This window comes from Trueperella pyogenes, assembly GCF_001070855.1.
Classification (GTDB): Bacteria; Actinomycetota; Actinomycetes; order Actinomycetales; family Actinomycetaceae; genus Pauljensenia; species Pauljensenia pyogenes_A.
Map to the genome: position 1 here is coordinate 109320 of NZ_JVLH01000012.1, position 15584 is coordinate 124903.

Genomic DNA, 15584 nt, shown 5'->3' on the forward strand with positions numbered 1-15584 from the left:
CCATGTCTTAACCGTACACGCAGACGGTGTTGGAGGTTCTAGATGGCATAACACGGTGTGTTTATGGCACAATCTATGTGTCCTTCCGCCTTGGTGTAACGGCAGCACAGAGGTTTTTGGTGCCTTTAGTCTAGGTTCGAATCCTAGGGGCGGAGCTCAGGATGAGCGCGCGTGAAAGGGCGACATGACTACTCCCACAGCAGTGATTGTTCTGGCCGCCGGCGCTGGAACCCGAATGAAGTCCTCCCTTCCCAAGGTTGTTCATCCAGTCGTCGGGCGTTCAATGATTGGCCACGCACTGCACGCAGCTGCGGGGACTCACCCCGATCATCTTGTTGCGGTTGTCCGTCACCAGCGCGAACTCGTCGCTGCGGAAATCCTGCGCAATAACCCCGATGTGATCATTGCAGACCAGGATGATATTCCCGGAACCGGTCGAGCGGTGCAATGTGCTCTTGATGAGCTTCTACGCCGTGGTCATAGTCTTTCGGGCACGATCCTGGTGACCTACGGTGATGTCCCCATGCTTGATGCAGACACCCTGAATGCTCTTCTTCGCTCTCATAATGAGCGCGGTGCAACGGTGTCAGTGCTGACGACCATTGTCGATGATCCCACAGGCTACGGGCGGATTATTCGTGATGAGACAAGCGGTGATGTCTGTCGAATCGTCGAACAAAAAGATGCATCTGAAGCAGAGCGTCAGATCAGCGAAATCAATGCTGGGATCTACGCATTTGATGGCGAGTTCCTTCGCGATGCTTTGATGCACGTTGGGACCAATAACAATCAGGGTGAGGTTTACCTCACGGATGTCCTTGCCCAGGCATACCAGGCGGACCGCGTAACAAACGGTGTTGTTCTTGACGACCAATGGTTGGCGCAGGGCTGCAACGACCGTGTCCAGCTTGCCGAATTGGCCGCAGAAATGAACCGTAGGATCTGCGTGGGACATATGCGTGCGGGCGTTTCCATTGTGGATCCCTCAAGCACATGGATCGAATGCGATGTCCGCATTGATGCAGATACGACGATCTATCCCAATACTGTTCTGCGCGGTCGTACCGAGATCGCCACGGGCTGTGAAATTGGCCCGGGAACAACACTGACGAATGCGCAGGTCGGGCCAGGGTGCCGAGTACCTGCCGCCTGGGTCAGTAACACACGCCTAGAAGGCGATACGATAGTAACGCCTTTTACTTCGATCGAACGGTGAATAAGGATACTGCTCGACGAAAAAAGTCCGCATAAACGGGAGGGACATACCGCATGACGGGGCTGGTAACCAGCGGTGAAAAGCGTCTGGTTCTTGTATCGGGTCGAGCACACATTGAACTCGCCCAGCAGGTTGGCGAAGAGTTGGGTTGCGGGGTTTCTCCGACGACCGCCTATGACTTTGCCAGTGGGGAAACCTACGTTCGTTTTAACGAATCAGTACGTGGTGCGGATGTCTTCGTCCTGCAATCGCATACCGGTGAAGTGAATAAGTGGCTGATGGAGCAGCTCTTGATGATCGATGCAGCGAAGCGAGCATCGGCCAAGCGCATTACCGCAGTCGCCCCCTATTACCCCTACGCGCGCCAGGATAAGAAACACCTGGGGCGCGAACCTATTTCTGCCCGCCTTATTGCTGATCTGTACAAGACGGCAGGTGCGGATCGCATCATGAGTGTTGACCTGCACGCTTCGCAGGAACAGGGTTTCTTTGATGGTCCGGTTGACCACCTCTGGGCGATGCCCGTCCTGGTTGACTACGTGCGCTCGCACGTTGATCTGTCCAATGTCTGCATGGTCTCGCCCGACGCCGGTCGTATTCGTGTCGCGGAGAAGTGGTCAGCAAAGCTGGGTGGATGCCCCTTGGCTTTCGTCCACAAGACTCGCGATACCACCCGTCCCAACGTAGCTGTTGCTAACCGCGTTGTTGGCGATGTTGCGGGTAAGCAGTGTGTGATGGTCGATGACATGATCGACACCGCCGGCACCATTTCTGAGGCTGTCAAGGTTGTGATGAATGCGGGTGCCTCCTCCGTTATCGTTGCTGCAACCCACGGTATTTTGTCCGATCCTGCAGCTCAGCGTCTTTCCGAATGTGGTGCGCAGGAAGTGATCGTTACCGACACCCTGCCCATTGCACTTGAGAAGCGTTTCGATAAGCTGACAATCCTGCCGATTGCTCCTCTGCTTGCACGTGCAATCCGTGAGGTTTTCGACGATGGATCGGTCACATCTCTCTTTGATGGGGTCGCCTGAGGCCTCAAAACGCGCTATTCTGGCTAGGTTGCTCCGGCGAGGGCGCGAAAGCGCCGTTATCGACAGGGCTTTCTGTAGGGTTATCCTTCAGATTCCTAGCGCCGGTGCGTGGAATGAACTATATGAAGGAGGCTCTCATGAGCAACCCCACGCTGGTCGCACAGACCCGTTCTGAATTTGGTAAGGGTGCAGCACGTCGCGCACGTCGCGCCGGCCTGGTCCCCGGTGTCCTTTACGGTCACGGTGGCGAGCCCGTTCACGTTGATCTCCCCGCTCACGAGCTCTTCCTGGCTGTCCGTGGCCAGAAGAATGCTCTGCTCGAGCTGGTCATCGAGGGCAAGAAGCAGCTTGCTCTGGTGAAGGAAGTTCAGCGTCACCCCGTTTCTCGCGATCTTCTCCACGCCGACTTCCTGGCCGTCAAGGCCGGCGAAGTGGTCGACGTCGAGGTTCCCGTTTCGATCATCGGTGAGTCCGCAGCCGGCACCCAGCACACTCAGGAAGAGTTCGCACTGCTGGTTAAGGCCCCCGCCACCGCTATCCCCGAGTCCATCGAGGTTGACATCACCGGTATCGAGGCCGGCACCGCCGTTCGCGTCGCCGATGTGACCTTCCCCGAGGGCGTTGTCTCCGAACTCGATCCCGAGACCGTCGTTGTCACGGTCTCCGAAGAGGTCGTCGAGGTCGAGGAAGAGGAAGCACCCGCCGAGGCTACCGAAGAATCTGCTGAGTGAGCTCACTTCACTTAAGGGAGGCTTGCCGTTTGGCAAGCCTCCCTTTTTATTACACTGAGAAGTATGAATCGACTTCACGTCATTATTCCCGCCGGGGGAGTGGGCTCTAGGCTGTGGCCTCTCTCGCGTAAAGATCGGCCGAAATTTCTGCTTGACCTACGCATGAGTGGAAAGAGCTTGCTTCAAGAGACCATTGATCGTCTGGCTCCAATCGCAGCTTCTTTCACGATTGTTACGGGGCGTGCACATGAACAAGCCGTACGTGCTCAGATCCCCCAGGGACTTGATGTTACTGTGCTTGTTGAGCCTCAAGGGCGCGATTCGATGCCCGCTATCGGTTTGGCTGCTTATGTCATTCGCCAGCGCTTTGGTGACGAGGCCCCGATTGCTTCCTTCGCGGCTGACCATACGATTACTCATCCTCAGGTTCTTCTTGACTGCGTGGAACGTGCGCTGGAAGTCGCTCAGAAGAGCTACGTTGTCACCATTGGCCTCAAGCCGCTGACCCCTTCGACAGCCTATGGCTACATTGCGCCGGGAGAACCCTTTGAAAAGGAGTCTCCCGAAAAAGGATCTATCGTGCGCTCTTTCGTTGAGAAACCGGATGAAGAGACAGCGAAGCATTACTGTGAACAGGGCTACCTGTGGAACGCTGGAATGTTCATCATGACCGCGGGGACTCTTGCTCGCGCACTGACGCGTTTTCATCCCGATATGGATACGCATCTAAGCGTGATCGGAAGCCAATGGGAAAGCGAGGGTTTCGCCAAGACTCTCAGCGAAGAATGGCCAGCGCTCACGAAGATTGCCATCGATCATGCCGTCGCTGAGCCACTTGCCTCGGAGGGAGGAGTGGCCGTTGTTCCAGCGACGGACATGGGCTGGACTGATGTGGGTGATTTTGATGCGCTTGCTCAGATTAGCTCAGAAGGTCAGGCTCTTCGGATTGATTCCTCCGGTTCATTCGTCCGATCTTTGACCGGCCAAAAGATTGTTTTGATTGGGGCGCCGAACATGGCTGTCATCGCTACAGAGGACGCAATATTGGTTGTTGACCGTAATCGAGCGCAGGACGTGAAACACGTGGTTGACCAGTTGACGCAGAGCGGAGAGGAAGAACTCCTTTAGGATGAAAACCATGACTCGATTCGCGCGTGCACACCTATGCGCAGCAACAAGCGCTTTGCTGCTTCTCCTTGCCGGCTGCTCCTCAGCCCCTGCCTCAAATGCTCAAACTCAACTGTGCGGAATTTCTGACGCATCTGGGTGGGAGAGCGCGACCTCGCAGACTCCGGCGAAACGGGCAATTTCGCAGGCGGCCTCGGAAATTGGAGGGGAAGCAAAATTTGCCACCGGCGAAGGCGAACTGGATGCACTTCTCAAGGGCGGATGCACCATTGTTATCTCCGAAGGCCAGGGAATGACCCAGGCCATCACCCAGGCGGCGAAGAAAAACTCATCAGTTCGCTTTATTACCGTTAATTCTGGCTTCGAATCAGCAAATAAGACTATCGAGCCCAGTAATGGCAAGGCTGTTGTCTCACGCGCAACCCAGGGCGCCTATATGGCCGGCTATGCTTCCGCCGGTTTGACGACGACCGGAACTATTGCCGGATTTGGTGGGGTTGAAACCAGCGAACGTCAAGCGCTGATGGATGCCTTTGCGCAGGGAGTTGACGCCTACAACCTCGCATATGGGACATCGATCCGCTTTGAAGGATGGGATACCACCCGCATGCGCGGAACCTTCACTGGAAACGATGACCCGGCAAGTATCAAGGATGCAGCTTCAAAGGCACTTGCTGCGGGTGCGGATATTTTGGTCCCCTTCGCGGATGGTGGAAACCAAGGTGCGCTCCAAGCACTTGAGGCAGCTGGAAATAACTCGGCCCAGCGCTTGGTCTGGATGGGTGATGACCTTCCCAGTGACCTTCCTCAGGTCATCACGGCGGTCACTACGACCACGAAGGATCACGCGACCGAGGCAATTTCTTCCGCACGAGGAAATGATTTTTCAACGAATGCGGTTATCGATTCCCTTGATAATAACGGTGTGACGCTGGCTCCTTTCGCTGCTCATGAGGCGCTCATGACCCCCGAGCTCAAGGATTCTTTGGCTTCGATGCGCCAGCAGCTTCTCACTGGCAGCCTTGTGATCACGACTCAATTTGATCCCCTGTTGATTTCTCCCCGTAAGTGAGGGCTCCCATGGAACACGCACACCAGAATTCCTCCTATCGCCGAGGACCGGTGATCCTTCGTGGAGGAAAGATCCCTCGCGAAACATCCGATACCGGACTTTTGCGTCCCCAGTCCTCTGCGGATTGGCTGCACGAGGACCCTTGGAGGGTGCTTCGTATCCAATCGGAGTTTGTTGAAGGATTTGGAGCGCTGGCCGAGTTGGGGCCGGCAGTGTCGGTTTTCGGCTCGGCTCGCACCCCTGCCGGAAGTGAAGATTGGGAGCGTGCGCGCTCCATCGGCTCCCTATTGGTGCAAGCGGGCTTTGCCGTGATCACCGGTGGTGGACCGGGAATTATGGAAGCAGCCAATAAGGGCGCGTGGGAAGCAGGAGGGACCTCCGTCGGCTTGGGAATCGAGCTTCCCCACGAGCAAGGAATGAATGAATGGGTAAATGTCGGAATTAATTTCCGCTATTTCTTTGCTCGCAAGACCATGTTTATGAAGTATTCCTCTGGTTTCATCGCGATGCCGGGTGGTTTTGGCACCATGGATGAGCTGTTTGAGGCTGCAACCTTGGTACAAACCGGTAAGGTGCATTCTTTCCCGATCATTTTGGTTGGCCGCGAGTATTGGGGTGGACTAGTTCAATGGATTAATTCGACAATGAAGGAGTCGGGAATGCTGTCAAGTAATGACCCTCAACTTCTGCATATTGTTGATAGTCCCGAAGAAGCTGTGGAAATAGTAATTGGACACAAATAATTCAATACCTTACTTAAACACGGCATTCTCGGTAGAATAAATGTGTTTTTAGCGGTATTTAATACCCGGCGTTCAGAAGGGAAACGAACATGGCAGCTATGAAGCCGCGAACCGGAGATGGCCCCCTCGAGGCAGAAAAAGAGGGCCGTGGGATTGTCATGCGTATCCCCAGCGAAGGTGGTGGCCGTCTGGTCATCGAACTCAACGCTGAAGAAGCACAGGAACTGGCTCAGGCCTTAGCTAACGCTCTCTGAGGCACTCAGTGCCTGCTCAAGTGTCAAGCTTCCGACATAGAGCGCTTTGCCGACAATCACTCCATCTAGATAACCTTCACGCCTCAAGGTGTGGATATCCTCGACATGACGGATTCCTCCGGAGGCAACCAGAAGCGTAGGTGTTTTCGCCCGTAGATCTCTGAGTAGGTCTACGGGCGGTCCCATAAGTGCCCCGTCTCGTTGGAGCTCGGTGACGATGTAGCGCTGCACACCCGCTTGATCCAGAGTGCGGCAGACTTCCCAAAGGTTTCCCGCGTCCCCATCAACGCCTCGTGGACGAATACGATCGCCCTCTACGTCAATGCAGATGTTGAGGCGCCCGGCGAACTCAGCGATCAAGGTGCGGACCCGATCGATATCAACCAAGGCCTGAGAAGCCAGATTGACGCGATCGGTACCTGCCTGAAGCGCAGCTTCGATATCGTCCCCGCTGCGTACTCCACCAGACCACTCGATGCGGCATTCAGGGGCGTGCCTGCCTGAGGTGGATGCTTCATATCTGCGGAGCTCAGAAATCACCTCAGAAAGCAGATCTGAGTTGTTTCCTCGTTCAAAGGCCGCATCGATATCGACCAGATGAATCCAGCGAGCGCCCTGAGCGACGAAGGAACGTGCAACCTCGAAGGGATCAGCACTGGCCTGATCCTCACGTCCGTCAGCCTTACGGTGCGTGAGGGCCCGACCATTGGCAATGTCGAGGGCGGGGAGAATATCCACGACTCAGTTGTTTCCGTGATTTAGGGTTGCCTGGTACATCGGTGCGAAGAACTCACCCAGCCGCAGAAGAGTTTCGTTCAGCGCATCGCGAGCACCGTTCTTCTCCTCTTCCGCAATTTCTGCCGCATGCTCGGCGATGATGCGTACGATTGCTGAACCTGAGATCGCGCCATCTGCTCCCGCCTGGAGTGCGGCACGCACGTGTTCAGGTCGCGAAATCCCAAAACCCAAGAGAACAGGTGCGGCCGCTTCCTCGCGAAGCTTTGCGACGGCCTCGTGCAAGCCCACGGTCGAGGCCTCGTGATCCGCGCCCGTCACGCCCACGCGAGAGACCGCATAGACATAGCCGCGTGCAGAGTGTGCGACATCGCTCAGGGTGCGAGGCGAGGCCGATGGGGGAGCGATGTATACACTGTCGATCCCCGACTTGAGTGCTGCTTCTCCGAATGGATGGCCCTCGCGGATCGGGAGATCTGGAATGAGTACCGAATCGACTCCCGCTTGCGCGCAGAGGTCATAGAAACGATCAACACCAATGGAGAAGGGCACATTCGCGTAGACCAGCAGACCGATGGGGAGATCTGGATGTGAGTTGCGAATGCGAGAGAGGATCCTGAAGCACTCATCGATAGCAGTACCGGCCTGAAGGGCTCGTAGGTGTGCTTCCTGAATAACAACGCCGTCTGCGACCGGATCTGAGAAGGGAATCCCGAGCTCCAGAGCGTCTGCGCCATCGGCGATGAGCGCCTCGATGATGGCCTCGCAGGACGCAGGGGTAGGGTCACCCAGCATAACGAAGGGGACGATTGCCCCGCGTTCCTGCGCGGCGCAGCGCTCAAACATTGATGCGTAGCGAGTCATCGTTCCTCCTTAGATGAACCCAGATCATAGGAATGGGTCCTATGGGTTCCAAAGCCGGCACGTTCTTGTGCAACCAATTCAGCGGCGCGGGCAACCGCCCCATCCCTGGAGAAGGAGCCTCCCAAGCGCTCGCGTACTTGGTCGAGATCCTTGTCGCCTCGGCCGGATAGACATACGAGCAGTGTGGGGACGTGTCCTTCGCGTGTATCAAGGCCTTCGGTATGACCCGTATCCTTGAGCTCACGCGCCATCTTGAGGGCGTAAGCCAAGGCATGAGAAGACTCCATTGCCGGAATAATGCCCTCATGACGAGAGAGTTCGATGAAGGCGTTGACGGCCTCGTCATCGGTAATTCCCACGTAGTGAGCGCGGCCGCTCGCAGCCAGATAGGCGTGCTGGGGACCAACACCGGGGTAGTCCAAGCCTGCGGAAATTGAATAGGATTCTTCGACTTGTCCCTCATCGGTGCGCATGAGGTAGGAGCGCGCACCGTGAAGAACACCGACCTTACCCTCGTGGATTGCCGCGCCGTGGTGTCCGGAATTCAGTCCCTCACCCGCAGGCTCAACACCGTAGAGCGCAACAGATGGGTCGTCAATAAAGTCGGCGAACATACCAATTGCGTTCGAGCCGCCACCCACGCACGCAATAACCGCGTCGGGGAGTGCACCGGTTTGTGCGAGGATCTGTGCACGCGCCTCGGTTGAAATAATGCGGTGGAATTCGCGAACCATTGTGGGGAAAGGGTGCGGGCCGGCCGCGGTTCCCAACAGGTAGTGCGAGGTCTTAAAGGTTGCGGTCCAGTCGCGCAGGGCCTCGTTAACGGCGTCCTTGAGGGTTCCGCTCCCCGCGGTCACGGGGACAACCGTTGCCCCCATGAGTTCCATGCGCTCGACGTTTGGAGCCTGTCGAACAACATCGACTGCGCCCATGTAGATCGTGCATTCCAATCCCAAAAGTGCGCATACCATTGCGGTTGCGGTCCCGTGTTGGCCGGCTCCGGTTTCAGCGATGATGCGTGTCTTACCCATGCGCTTAGCTAACAGAGCTTGCCCCAGAACCTGATTACCCTTGTGTGCGCCTCCGTGGACCAGGTCCTCACGCTTGAGGAAGATCCGAGCGCCGCCACCGGGAAGGTTGCGTAGCTCTGTGACTGGGGTGGGGCGTCCCAGGAACTGATGGAGAAGGGTATTGATCTCCTCGATAAAAGTTGGGTCGTCAATTGCCTGAACGAATGCTTCTTCAAGCTGGTCCAGTGCGGGGATCAAAAGCTCAGGAACGTATTGGCCGCCGAATTGTCCGAAGTAAGGGGAAAGCTTCGTTGGGTGCTCGGGAGCTTCTTCGTCCTTCGTGCCCTCCGTCTTTGCGCCGAGGCGTTCACTGGAGTAGGGCTTCCACGAGGTGTGGAGCGCCGCTTCTTCGAGGAAGGCGTGGCCGGCACTGGGCTGTCCACCTGTGATCTCCCAAGCAGCCTGCGCGGGATCATCCGATCCCGACAGCGAGGAGCCAACCAACAGTGCGTCGACGTAAGGGGCAAGAGTCAGCACATCATCTCGTGAATGAATGCCAGACTCTCCAACGATTACCGCTCCCTTTGGAGCAAGGGGAGCAAGCTTCTGCGTGCGGGTAATGTCGATCTGAAGCGTGCGCAGGTCACGATTGTTGATGCCAATAATGCGTGCGCCCAAGCGCTGAGCGCGGTGCATATCCTCTTCGCTGTCGACTTCGGTCAGGACATCCAATCCCAGTCGATGTGCTGCCAAGGAAAGCTCTGTGTAGTCCTGATCGTCCAAAACGGACAGCATCAGTAGGATCGCATCTGCCCCGTGAGAGCGAGCAGCGGTGATCTGAATGGGATCGATGATGAAGTCCTTGCACAAGACAGGCTGGTTAACCTCATCTCGTACCTCATCAACATCAGCGAAATTGCCGTTGAAACGGTCGGGCTCTGTCAACACACTGATCGCTGCCGCGTAGCGCGAGTAGGCGCGAGCCAAGAGGCGCGGAGAATATGCACCTTCGATAATCGTGCCCAGAGTCGGTGAAGCGGACTTGCACTCCATGATGATTGCCGGGCCGGTGGGACGAGGCTGGAAGCCTATCTGTTCGTCGTAACGACGCGTGCGTAGTGCGTCCTCAAAAGAGCGCGTCGAGCGAGGAAGCGTCAGGGGATCGATGTGTCCGTAGGCCTCGTGAAGTTCAGGAAGACGCGTCCGACGCTGAGCGACGATCGAATCAAGGACTGTCCCGGTTTCGCGCAATCGCGTGGAAATGGGAGAGAAAGACGGCTGGTTCACTGGTTCTCCTGCTCTTTCAATTCGCGCGCGGTCGAAACGATGGTCTCAAGGTGGGAGGCGACGGCGCCGCTGGAGAGCTGAGACAGCGCCAATTCGGTTCCCTGGTTCAAAGATTCCGCCTTGCCCGCCAGATAGAGCATCGCGCCGCTTGTCGCAGCGATGGCCTCGCGCTGGGCCGGCGCGCCCTTCCCGGCGAAGATCTCCGAGATTAGACGCAGGTTTTCTTCTGCATCCCCACCGACCAACTCTGCCAGCGGAGCAGGAGTAATTCCCAGCTCCTCAGGGCTCAGGGTAAAGGAGGCAATGCCCTCTTGGGTGATCTCGCGAATCTCGGTGGGACCGTGGACGGCGAATTCGTCGGTACCGTTTCCGTGAACCACCAGTGCGTGCTTCAGCCCCAAGGATGCCAAGGCCTTCGCAACGACGTCGAGGAGCTCAGGCTTACCGACCCCCAGCACTTGGTAGGACAGCGGTGCGGGGTTTACCAAGGGGCCGATGAGATTGAAGATGGTCGGGTTCTTCAAAGCACCGCGCACGGGTGCGACATAGCGCATTGCGGGGTGATACTTCTGCGCGAATAAGAAGCAGAAACCGGTGCGTTCCAAGAGCTTCGCCGAAGAAGCGGGGGAGAGGTCCAGGGGGATACCTGCGGCCTCAATAAGGTCTGCCGCTCCAGCCTTCGAAGACACTGCGCGGTTACCATGCTTGGCGACCTTGAGTCCCATGGAGGCCGCAACGAAAGCCGAGGCCGTCGAGATATTGATTGTTCCGACACCGTCACCGCCCGTTCCGACGACGTCAATGACGCCAGGGGCAGTTGTTGTGAAGTGCTGTGCTGCTGAGCGGAAAGCTTCCGCCGCACCTGCGATCTCGCTGGGCTGTTCACCGCGTGCGTGAAGCGCTCCAAGGAAAGCTGCGATTTCAATTTCGCTGAGTTCCCCGCGTGACATTTCCTCGAAAACGGAACGTGCCTGTTCCTGGTCTAATACGTGACCGTTCAATGCGCGGCGCAGAAAGGACTCACTCATGTCAATTCCTTGAATTAGTTGCGGTGGATAGGGTTAGGTCAGCCAGCAGGGCACGCAGAAGAAGCGGCCCAGCCGGAGTCAGGATCGATTCTGGGTGGAATTGCAGACCGATGCACGGCGCACTGCGGTGACGCGCAGCCATGACAATCCCATCACGGGTGTGTGCCAGGGAAACCAAAGCATCGGGAAGGCTGCGCGTGCCCAGAGAATGGTAACGAGCGACGGAAATATATCCGTGCTCAGCATCATCACCGGGACGAGGCGCCTCTGCAATTGAGGAGAAGGCAAGATCTTCAATGCCGGCCTCGGTAAGCTCAATGCGGTCGGTGCGCCCGTGGGTTGCCCCTACGGGACCGACGACGCCCCCGCAGGCCTCGACCATTGCTTGGAAACCCAGGCAAATCCCCAGGGTTGGAATATTCTCACGGAGAGCCACCTCAAGGATCTCCATCATGTTTCCTGCGCCTCGGGGGTGGCCCGGACCGGGGGAAAAAATCAAAAGGGGACGTTCGCCCGCAGCGCGCTCAGCCTCGGTTGGAACAAGTGCCTTGAGAAGCGTTGAAGTTGGGGTCGTATTGCGGAAGACCTGAACTGCGGCCTCGCGGGCGGTTAAATCCACCAAGTTGTAGACGAAAGAGTCGCGGTTATCCAGGAAAATGACGCGCATCTTAGAACTCGCTTTCTTCCGCATTCGAGGAAATGGCCAGTGGTCGCCCGGTTGACGCGGCCAAAGCGCGCAAAACAGCGCTTGCTTTGTGGACGGTTTCTTCAGCCTCGCGAGCGGGGACAGAGTCGGCAACTACTCCGGCCCCCGCCTGCACGATCGCTTGCCCGTCCTTGACGAAGGCTGAACGAATGACGATGCAGGTATCGAGCTCGCCGTCGCCTCGAAGGTAACCAACTGCACCACCATATGAGCCGCGGCGCTGACCTTCGTAGTTGCGAATGAGCTCTGCCGCGCGAAGCTTTGGAGCGCCCGTCAGTGTTCCCATGGTCATCGACGCGCGGAAAGCATCCAAGGGATGCAAATCGTCTGCTAGGGTGCCGCTGACCTCAGATACCAGGTGCATGACTCGGGAATAACGGTCGACGCGCAAGAGCTGTTCAACGCGACGAGTTCCTCGTTGTGAAACGCGTGCGACATCGTTGCGTGCCAAGTCGACGAGCATAACGTGCTCAGCAACTTCCTTCGCATCCGAACGCAATTCAAGTTCCAAGCGAATATCTAGTTCGTGATCGATACTGCCGTCTGGGGCAAAGCCACGGGGGCGGGTACCGGCAATGGGGCGAATTGCGACCGTTCCGTCCTTTGCTGAATGGAGCAGCGAGGATTCCGGAGACGCACCGAAAAGCTCGAAGTTGTCCGCGCCGATATAGAACATGTATGGACTGGGATTCTCATCTCGCAAAAAGCGGTAGCTTCTCAGTGCATTCGGGCAATCCGCAATAAAACCGCGCGAGGGAACGACCTGGTAGATATCGCCAGCAGCAATGTGCTCTTGCATGGTCGTAACCAGAGCCTCGAAGTCATCATCAGAAATCGTTGGGCGTGCAATAAGCGGCTGCGATGAAGGATCGATTTTTATTTCCGAGGCCGTGGGCGTCTTGGTCGACAGAGGAGCGTGGTCGATTGCCTGGGCAAGCGCATCGATTTGCTGCTCAAGAGAATCACGGTCGAGTGAGGCTCCGACAATGTTGGCGCTTTGAGAAGGATGGTCGACGACCAAGATGATTCGCGCAAGGAAGAACAGGTAATCAGGGCAGGAATTAAAACCCTGGTCGACATCGGGTAGGGATTCGTATGTTGCGAGGTAATCAAAAGAAACGGTTCCGGCGACCAAAGGTAGGTGCGGGTGATCGATTGGAGTATCGGTGAGAACTCGCAAGGGCTCCATGGTTGCGCGCTCTTTCAAGCGTGTTTCCTCATCGGCCTCGTCTTCGCGCAGGGAAGGAAGCTCAAAGAGAGCGTGCGTGTCCTTCCGCTCGCGTAGAGCACTCGGGAGAGCCTCACAGACTTGGTCGAGTGCACTTTGGCCATCAACTGGGTTGGTTGAGGTGATGCGCACGGAGTCTCCATCGCATTGAATCGACGCAGAAGTATCAAGAACTGCAATGGTGGTGAGGTGCTGTTTAGAAGCGATATCGGCGCTATCCAAAAGAACGACTCGTGTTGGGTGGCCCGAGGCCGATTGGGGGACCAAACCCTTGTCGCACAGGTAAGCCAAAAGCTCGCCGCCGTCTGGGTGGTAGCGCACCTCTCGCGAGATCACGTGGGGTGTGTCTGCGTGTGTCATTGTGTTCCTATCCCTTGCCCTCGGCGAGCCAGCGCAACGAAAAAGGCCCGCCACATGAGCGAGCCTTGATCATTTCCAGGTACGTCAAAGGAGGCCCGCCCTTAGGGGAGCCACCACCACATCTGCGATGCTGAAGTACCAAACATGTTTTTCATACTAATGCGGGGTGCGCGGGGGCGCCAACGCTGCCAATAAGTGAGACATGCAAAGCGAATTGGATAAGGGAACCTGAAAGAGCGGCGCCCGTAGATCGCGAGAACGAGATCGACGGGCGCCAAAAGAAGAGTAGAAGTTGCGGCCTGGTTCAGCGTCGTTTGACTGCAGCAAGAAGGCCATCACCAACGGGGAGCATAGCGGGAATGAACTCCTCAGAAGCTCCCAGAACCTTTGCAATCTCTCGCATCATGACGGTTTGCTCATCGCGCTGCGCGGGATCAGCAACCTGGTCATGCCAGAGAGCGTGGACGATCACGATTAGTCCACCGGGGCGCAGGACGCGGAGCGCATGATCCAAATAATCGGGGATTTCGGCGTTGGGTGCATCAATCACCATCATGTCGTAACCGCGGGCAGCCATACGGGGCAGGACGTCCAGCGCTCGACCGGCAATGAGGCGGGTACGTTGGGAAGGAATCCCAGCTGCCGCAAAGGCGCGGCGCGCGTGCTTGTGGAATTCAACCTCTTGATCGATAGTGGTCAAAACTCCATCGGGAGACATGCCTTGGAGCAGCCAGAGACCAGAAACACCGGCACCCGTACCAATCTCCAGAACTGCTTTTGCGCCGCAGGTTGCAGCCAGAAGACGAAGGGCGGCACCAACTCCGGTTGAGACAGGATCAGCACCCAAATCGGTGGCAGCCTCGCGAGCTTGCGCAAGAAGCTCGTTTTCCTCGACGAATTCTTCTGCGAAAACCCAACTCAAGGCTTTATCTGACGCCATCTTTTCCTCCGCACTCGTGTACCTATGTCTCATAGGTTACGCACAACCCATGTCAACTTGATGACTACGCGCCATTGTGGCGGCGATTCCTTGAATTAAATGGTTTTGTTCAGGGGAGCGACACCCAGTGGGCGTCCCGCAAGTCCGCGCGAGGCGTGAGCGAGCGAGCCCGCGAGCTCTTGGAGGACCTGCGCAGCGGGACCTTCGTGTGTTGAAACGGGATCGCCAGCATCTCCGCCTTCGCGCAGTGAAATGTCCAGCGGAACCTGTCCCAGAAGCGGAACCGAATAGCCCAGCTGGGCGCTCAAGCGATCAGATACAGACTGCCCGCCACCGTGACCGAAGATCTCCAACTTGGAGCCGTCAGGCTGGGGGAGGTAGGACATATTTTCGATGACGCCGATGACTTTTTGATCCGTCTGGGTTGCGATCGAACCGGCGCGCTCAGCGACCTCAGCTGCAGCAATCTGCGGAGTTGTCACAACAAGAATTTCAGCATTGGGCAGGAGCTGTGCGATCGAAATTGCGACATCGCCGGTGCCGGGAGGCATATCGATGAGTAGAACATCAAGGTCGCCCCAGAAAACATCTGCAAGGAATTGCTGAAGTGCGCGGTGCAGCATAGGGCCACGCCAAATGACGGGCTGGCCATCGGGAACGAACATGCCAATCGAGACAACCTTGACTCCTTCGGCTCCCAAAGGCGGAATGATCATTCCGTCGATGACCTGAGGATCGTGGCTCACTCCCAGCATTCGAGGAATTGAGAAACCGTAAATGTCGGCATCCATCACACCGACTTTGAGGCCTTGACGAGCCATCGCGGCGGCAAGATTTGCGGTCATCGAGGACTTGCCGACGCCGCCCTTTCCTGAGGTGACGGCAATGACGCGCGTCAGAGAATCGGGGCGGGCAAACAGAATTTCACGTTCGGGGCGACCGCCGTTGAGCTTCTCGCGAAGAGCCTTTTTCTGCTCATCGTTCATGACGTCCATGGTGACCTTGACATCCGTCACGCCATCCAGGGCGCTGAGAGTCTTATTGACGTCGTCTGAGATCGTTGTTCGCAGAGGGCACCCCGCTGTCGTCAGCAAGATTGTGACCGAAACCGTTGAACCATCGATATTGATGGAATCAACCATATTGAGATCGGTAATTGGACGACGAATTTCGGGGTCGATAACAGCCGACAGGGCATCAAGAACGTTCTGCGAGGTCAAAGTCATGGTGTCAATCCTATGACCCAGC

General features: G+C 56.9%; 15 protein-coding genes and 1 tRNA gene. 8 read left to right on the forward strand and 8 right to left on the reverse strand.

The annotated features are described in order from the left end of the window. The first annotated feature begins 84 nt into the window (after positions 1-84). From ADG72_RS05865 to ADG72_RS08455, 8 genes are all read left to right on the forward strand, one after another. A tRNA-Gln gene (locus ADG72_RS05865) sits at positions 85-155 on the forward strand. 29 nt (positions 156-184) lie between these two features. Further along, positions 185-1216 carry a bifunctional UDP-N-acetylglucosamine diphosphorylase/glucosamine-1-phosphate N-acetyltransferase GlmU gene (locus ADG72_RS05870; protein WP_048713288.1) on the forward strand — a complete coding sequence of 344 codons (1032 nt, stop codon included), beginning with the start codon at positions 185-187 and terminating at the stop codon, positions 1214-1216. 53 nt (positions 1217-1269) lie between these two features. After that, entirely contained in the window at positions 1270-2250 is a 981-nt protein-coding gene (locus ADG72_RS05875) for a ribose-phosphate diphosphokinase (protein ID WP_048713290.1), read from the forward strand. Between the two features lie 137 nt (positions 2251-2387). Beyond that, on the forward strand, positions 2388-2981 hold the full coding sequence (locus ADG72_RS05880) for a 50S ribosomal protein L25/general stress protein Ctc (RefSeq protein ID WP_048713292.1): 594 nt from the start codon (positions 2388-2390) through the stop codon (positions 2979-2981). Between the two features lie 63 nt (positions 2982-3044). Next, positions 3045-4109 (forward strand): mannose-1-phosphate guanylyltransferase, encoded by a 1065-nt coding sequence (locus ADG72_RS05885; protein ID WP_048713296.1) that lies wholly within the window; start codon positions 3045-3047, stop codon positions 4107-4109. A gap of 10 nt (positions 4110-4119) precedes the next feature. After that, positions 4120-5181 carry a BMP family lipoprotein gene (locus ADG72_RS05890; RefSeq protein WP_048713459.1) on the forward strand — a complete coding sequence of 354 codons (1062 nt, stop codon included), beginning with the start codon at positions 4120-4122 and terminating at the stop codon, positions 5179-5181. 8 nt (positions 5182-5189) lie between these two features. Then, positions 5190-5924, forward strand: coding sequence for a TIGR00730 family Rossman fold protein (locus ADG72_RS05895; RefSeq protein ID WP_048713299.1), 735 nt, complete (start codon positions 5190-5192; stop codon positions 5922-5924). An 89-nt stretch (positions 5925-6013) separates the two neighbouring features. Continuing rightward, positions 6014-6178, forward strand: a complete 165-nt coding sequence (locus tag ADG72_RS08455) for a DUF3117 domain-containing protein (protein WP_065427159.1) — start codon at positions 6014-6016, stop codon at positions 6176-6178. Here the strand turns inward: ADG72_RS08455 and ADG72_RS05900 are convergent. From ADG72_RS05900 to ADG72_RS05935, 8 genes are all read right to left on the reverse strand, one after another. Further along, complete coding sequence (locus ADG72_RS05900) at positions 6161-6916, reverse strand: HisA/HisF-related TIM barrel protein (RefSeq protein WP_048713301.1); 756 nt, start codon at positions 6914-6916, stop codon at positions 6161-6163. The two genes, ADG72_RS08455 and ADG72_RS05900, sit on opposite strands and share 18 nt — an antisense overlap. 3 nt (positions 6917-6919) lie before the next feature. After that, positions 6920-7777 (reverse strand): tryptophan synthase subunit alpha, encoded by an 858-nt coding sequence (trpA, locus tag ADG72_RS05905; protein WP_048713304.1) that lies wholly within the window; start codon positions 7775-7777, stop codon positions 6920-6922. Next, positions 7774-10074 (reverse strand): tryptophan synthase subunit beta, encoded by a 2301-nt coding sequence (gene trpB / locus ADG72_RS05910; RefSeq protein WP_048713306.1) that lies wholly within the window; start codon positions 10072-10074, stop codon positions 7774-7776. The genes trpA and trpB overlap by 4 nt, the downstream gene beginning before the upstream one ends. Further along, positions 10071-11102, reverse strand: coding sequence for an anthranilate phosphoribosyltransferase (gene trpD, locus ADG72_RS05915; RefSeq protein ID WP_048713309.1), 1032 nt, complete (start codon positions 11100-11102; stop codon positions 10071-10073). The genes trpB and trpD overlap by 4 nt, the downstream gene beginning before the upstream one ends. 1 nt (position 11103) lies before the next feature. After that, a complete protein-coding gene (locus tag ADG72_RS05920) occupies positions 11104-11769 on the reverse strand; it encodes an anthranilate synthase component II (protein WP_048713312.1) in 666 nt (221 codons plus the stop codon). A gap of 1 nt (position 11770) precedes the next feature. Next, positions 11771-13396 (reverse strand): anthranilate synthase component 1, encoded by a 1626-nt coding sequence (locus ADG72_RS05925; protein WP_048713315.1) that lies wholly within the window; start codon positions 13394-13396, stop codon positions 11771-11773. 304 nt (positions 13397-13700) lie between these two features. Continuing rightward, positions 13701-14336, reverse strand: coding sequence for an O-methyltransferase (locus tag ADG72_RS05930; protein WP_048713318.1), 636 nt, complete (start codon positions 14334-14336; stop codon positions 13701-13703). A gap of 95 nt (positions 14337-14431) precedes the next feature. Continuing rightward, the gene (locus ADG72_RS05935; RefSeq protein ID WP_048713322.1) at positions 14432-15562 is read right to left on the reverse strand and encodes an Mrp/NBP35 family ATP-binding protein; all 1131 of its coding nucleotides are present in this window, start codon (positions 15560-15562) and stop codon (positions 14432-14434) included. Positions 15563-15584 lie beyond the last annotated feature (22 nt).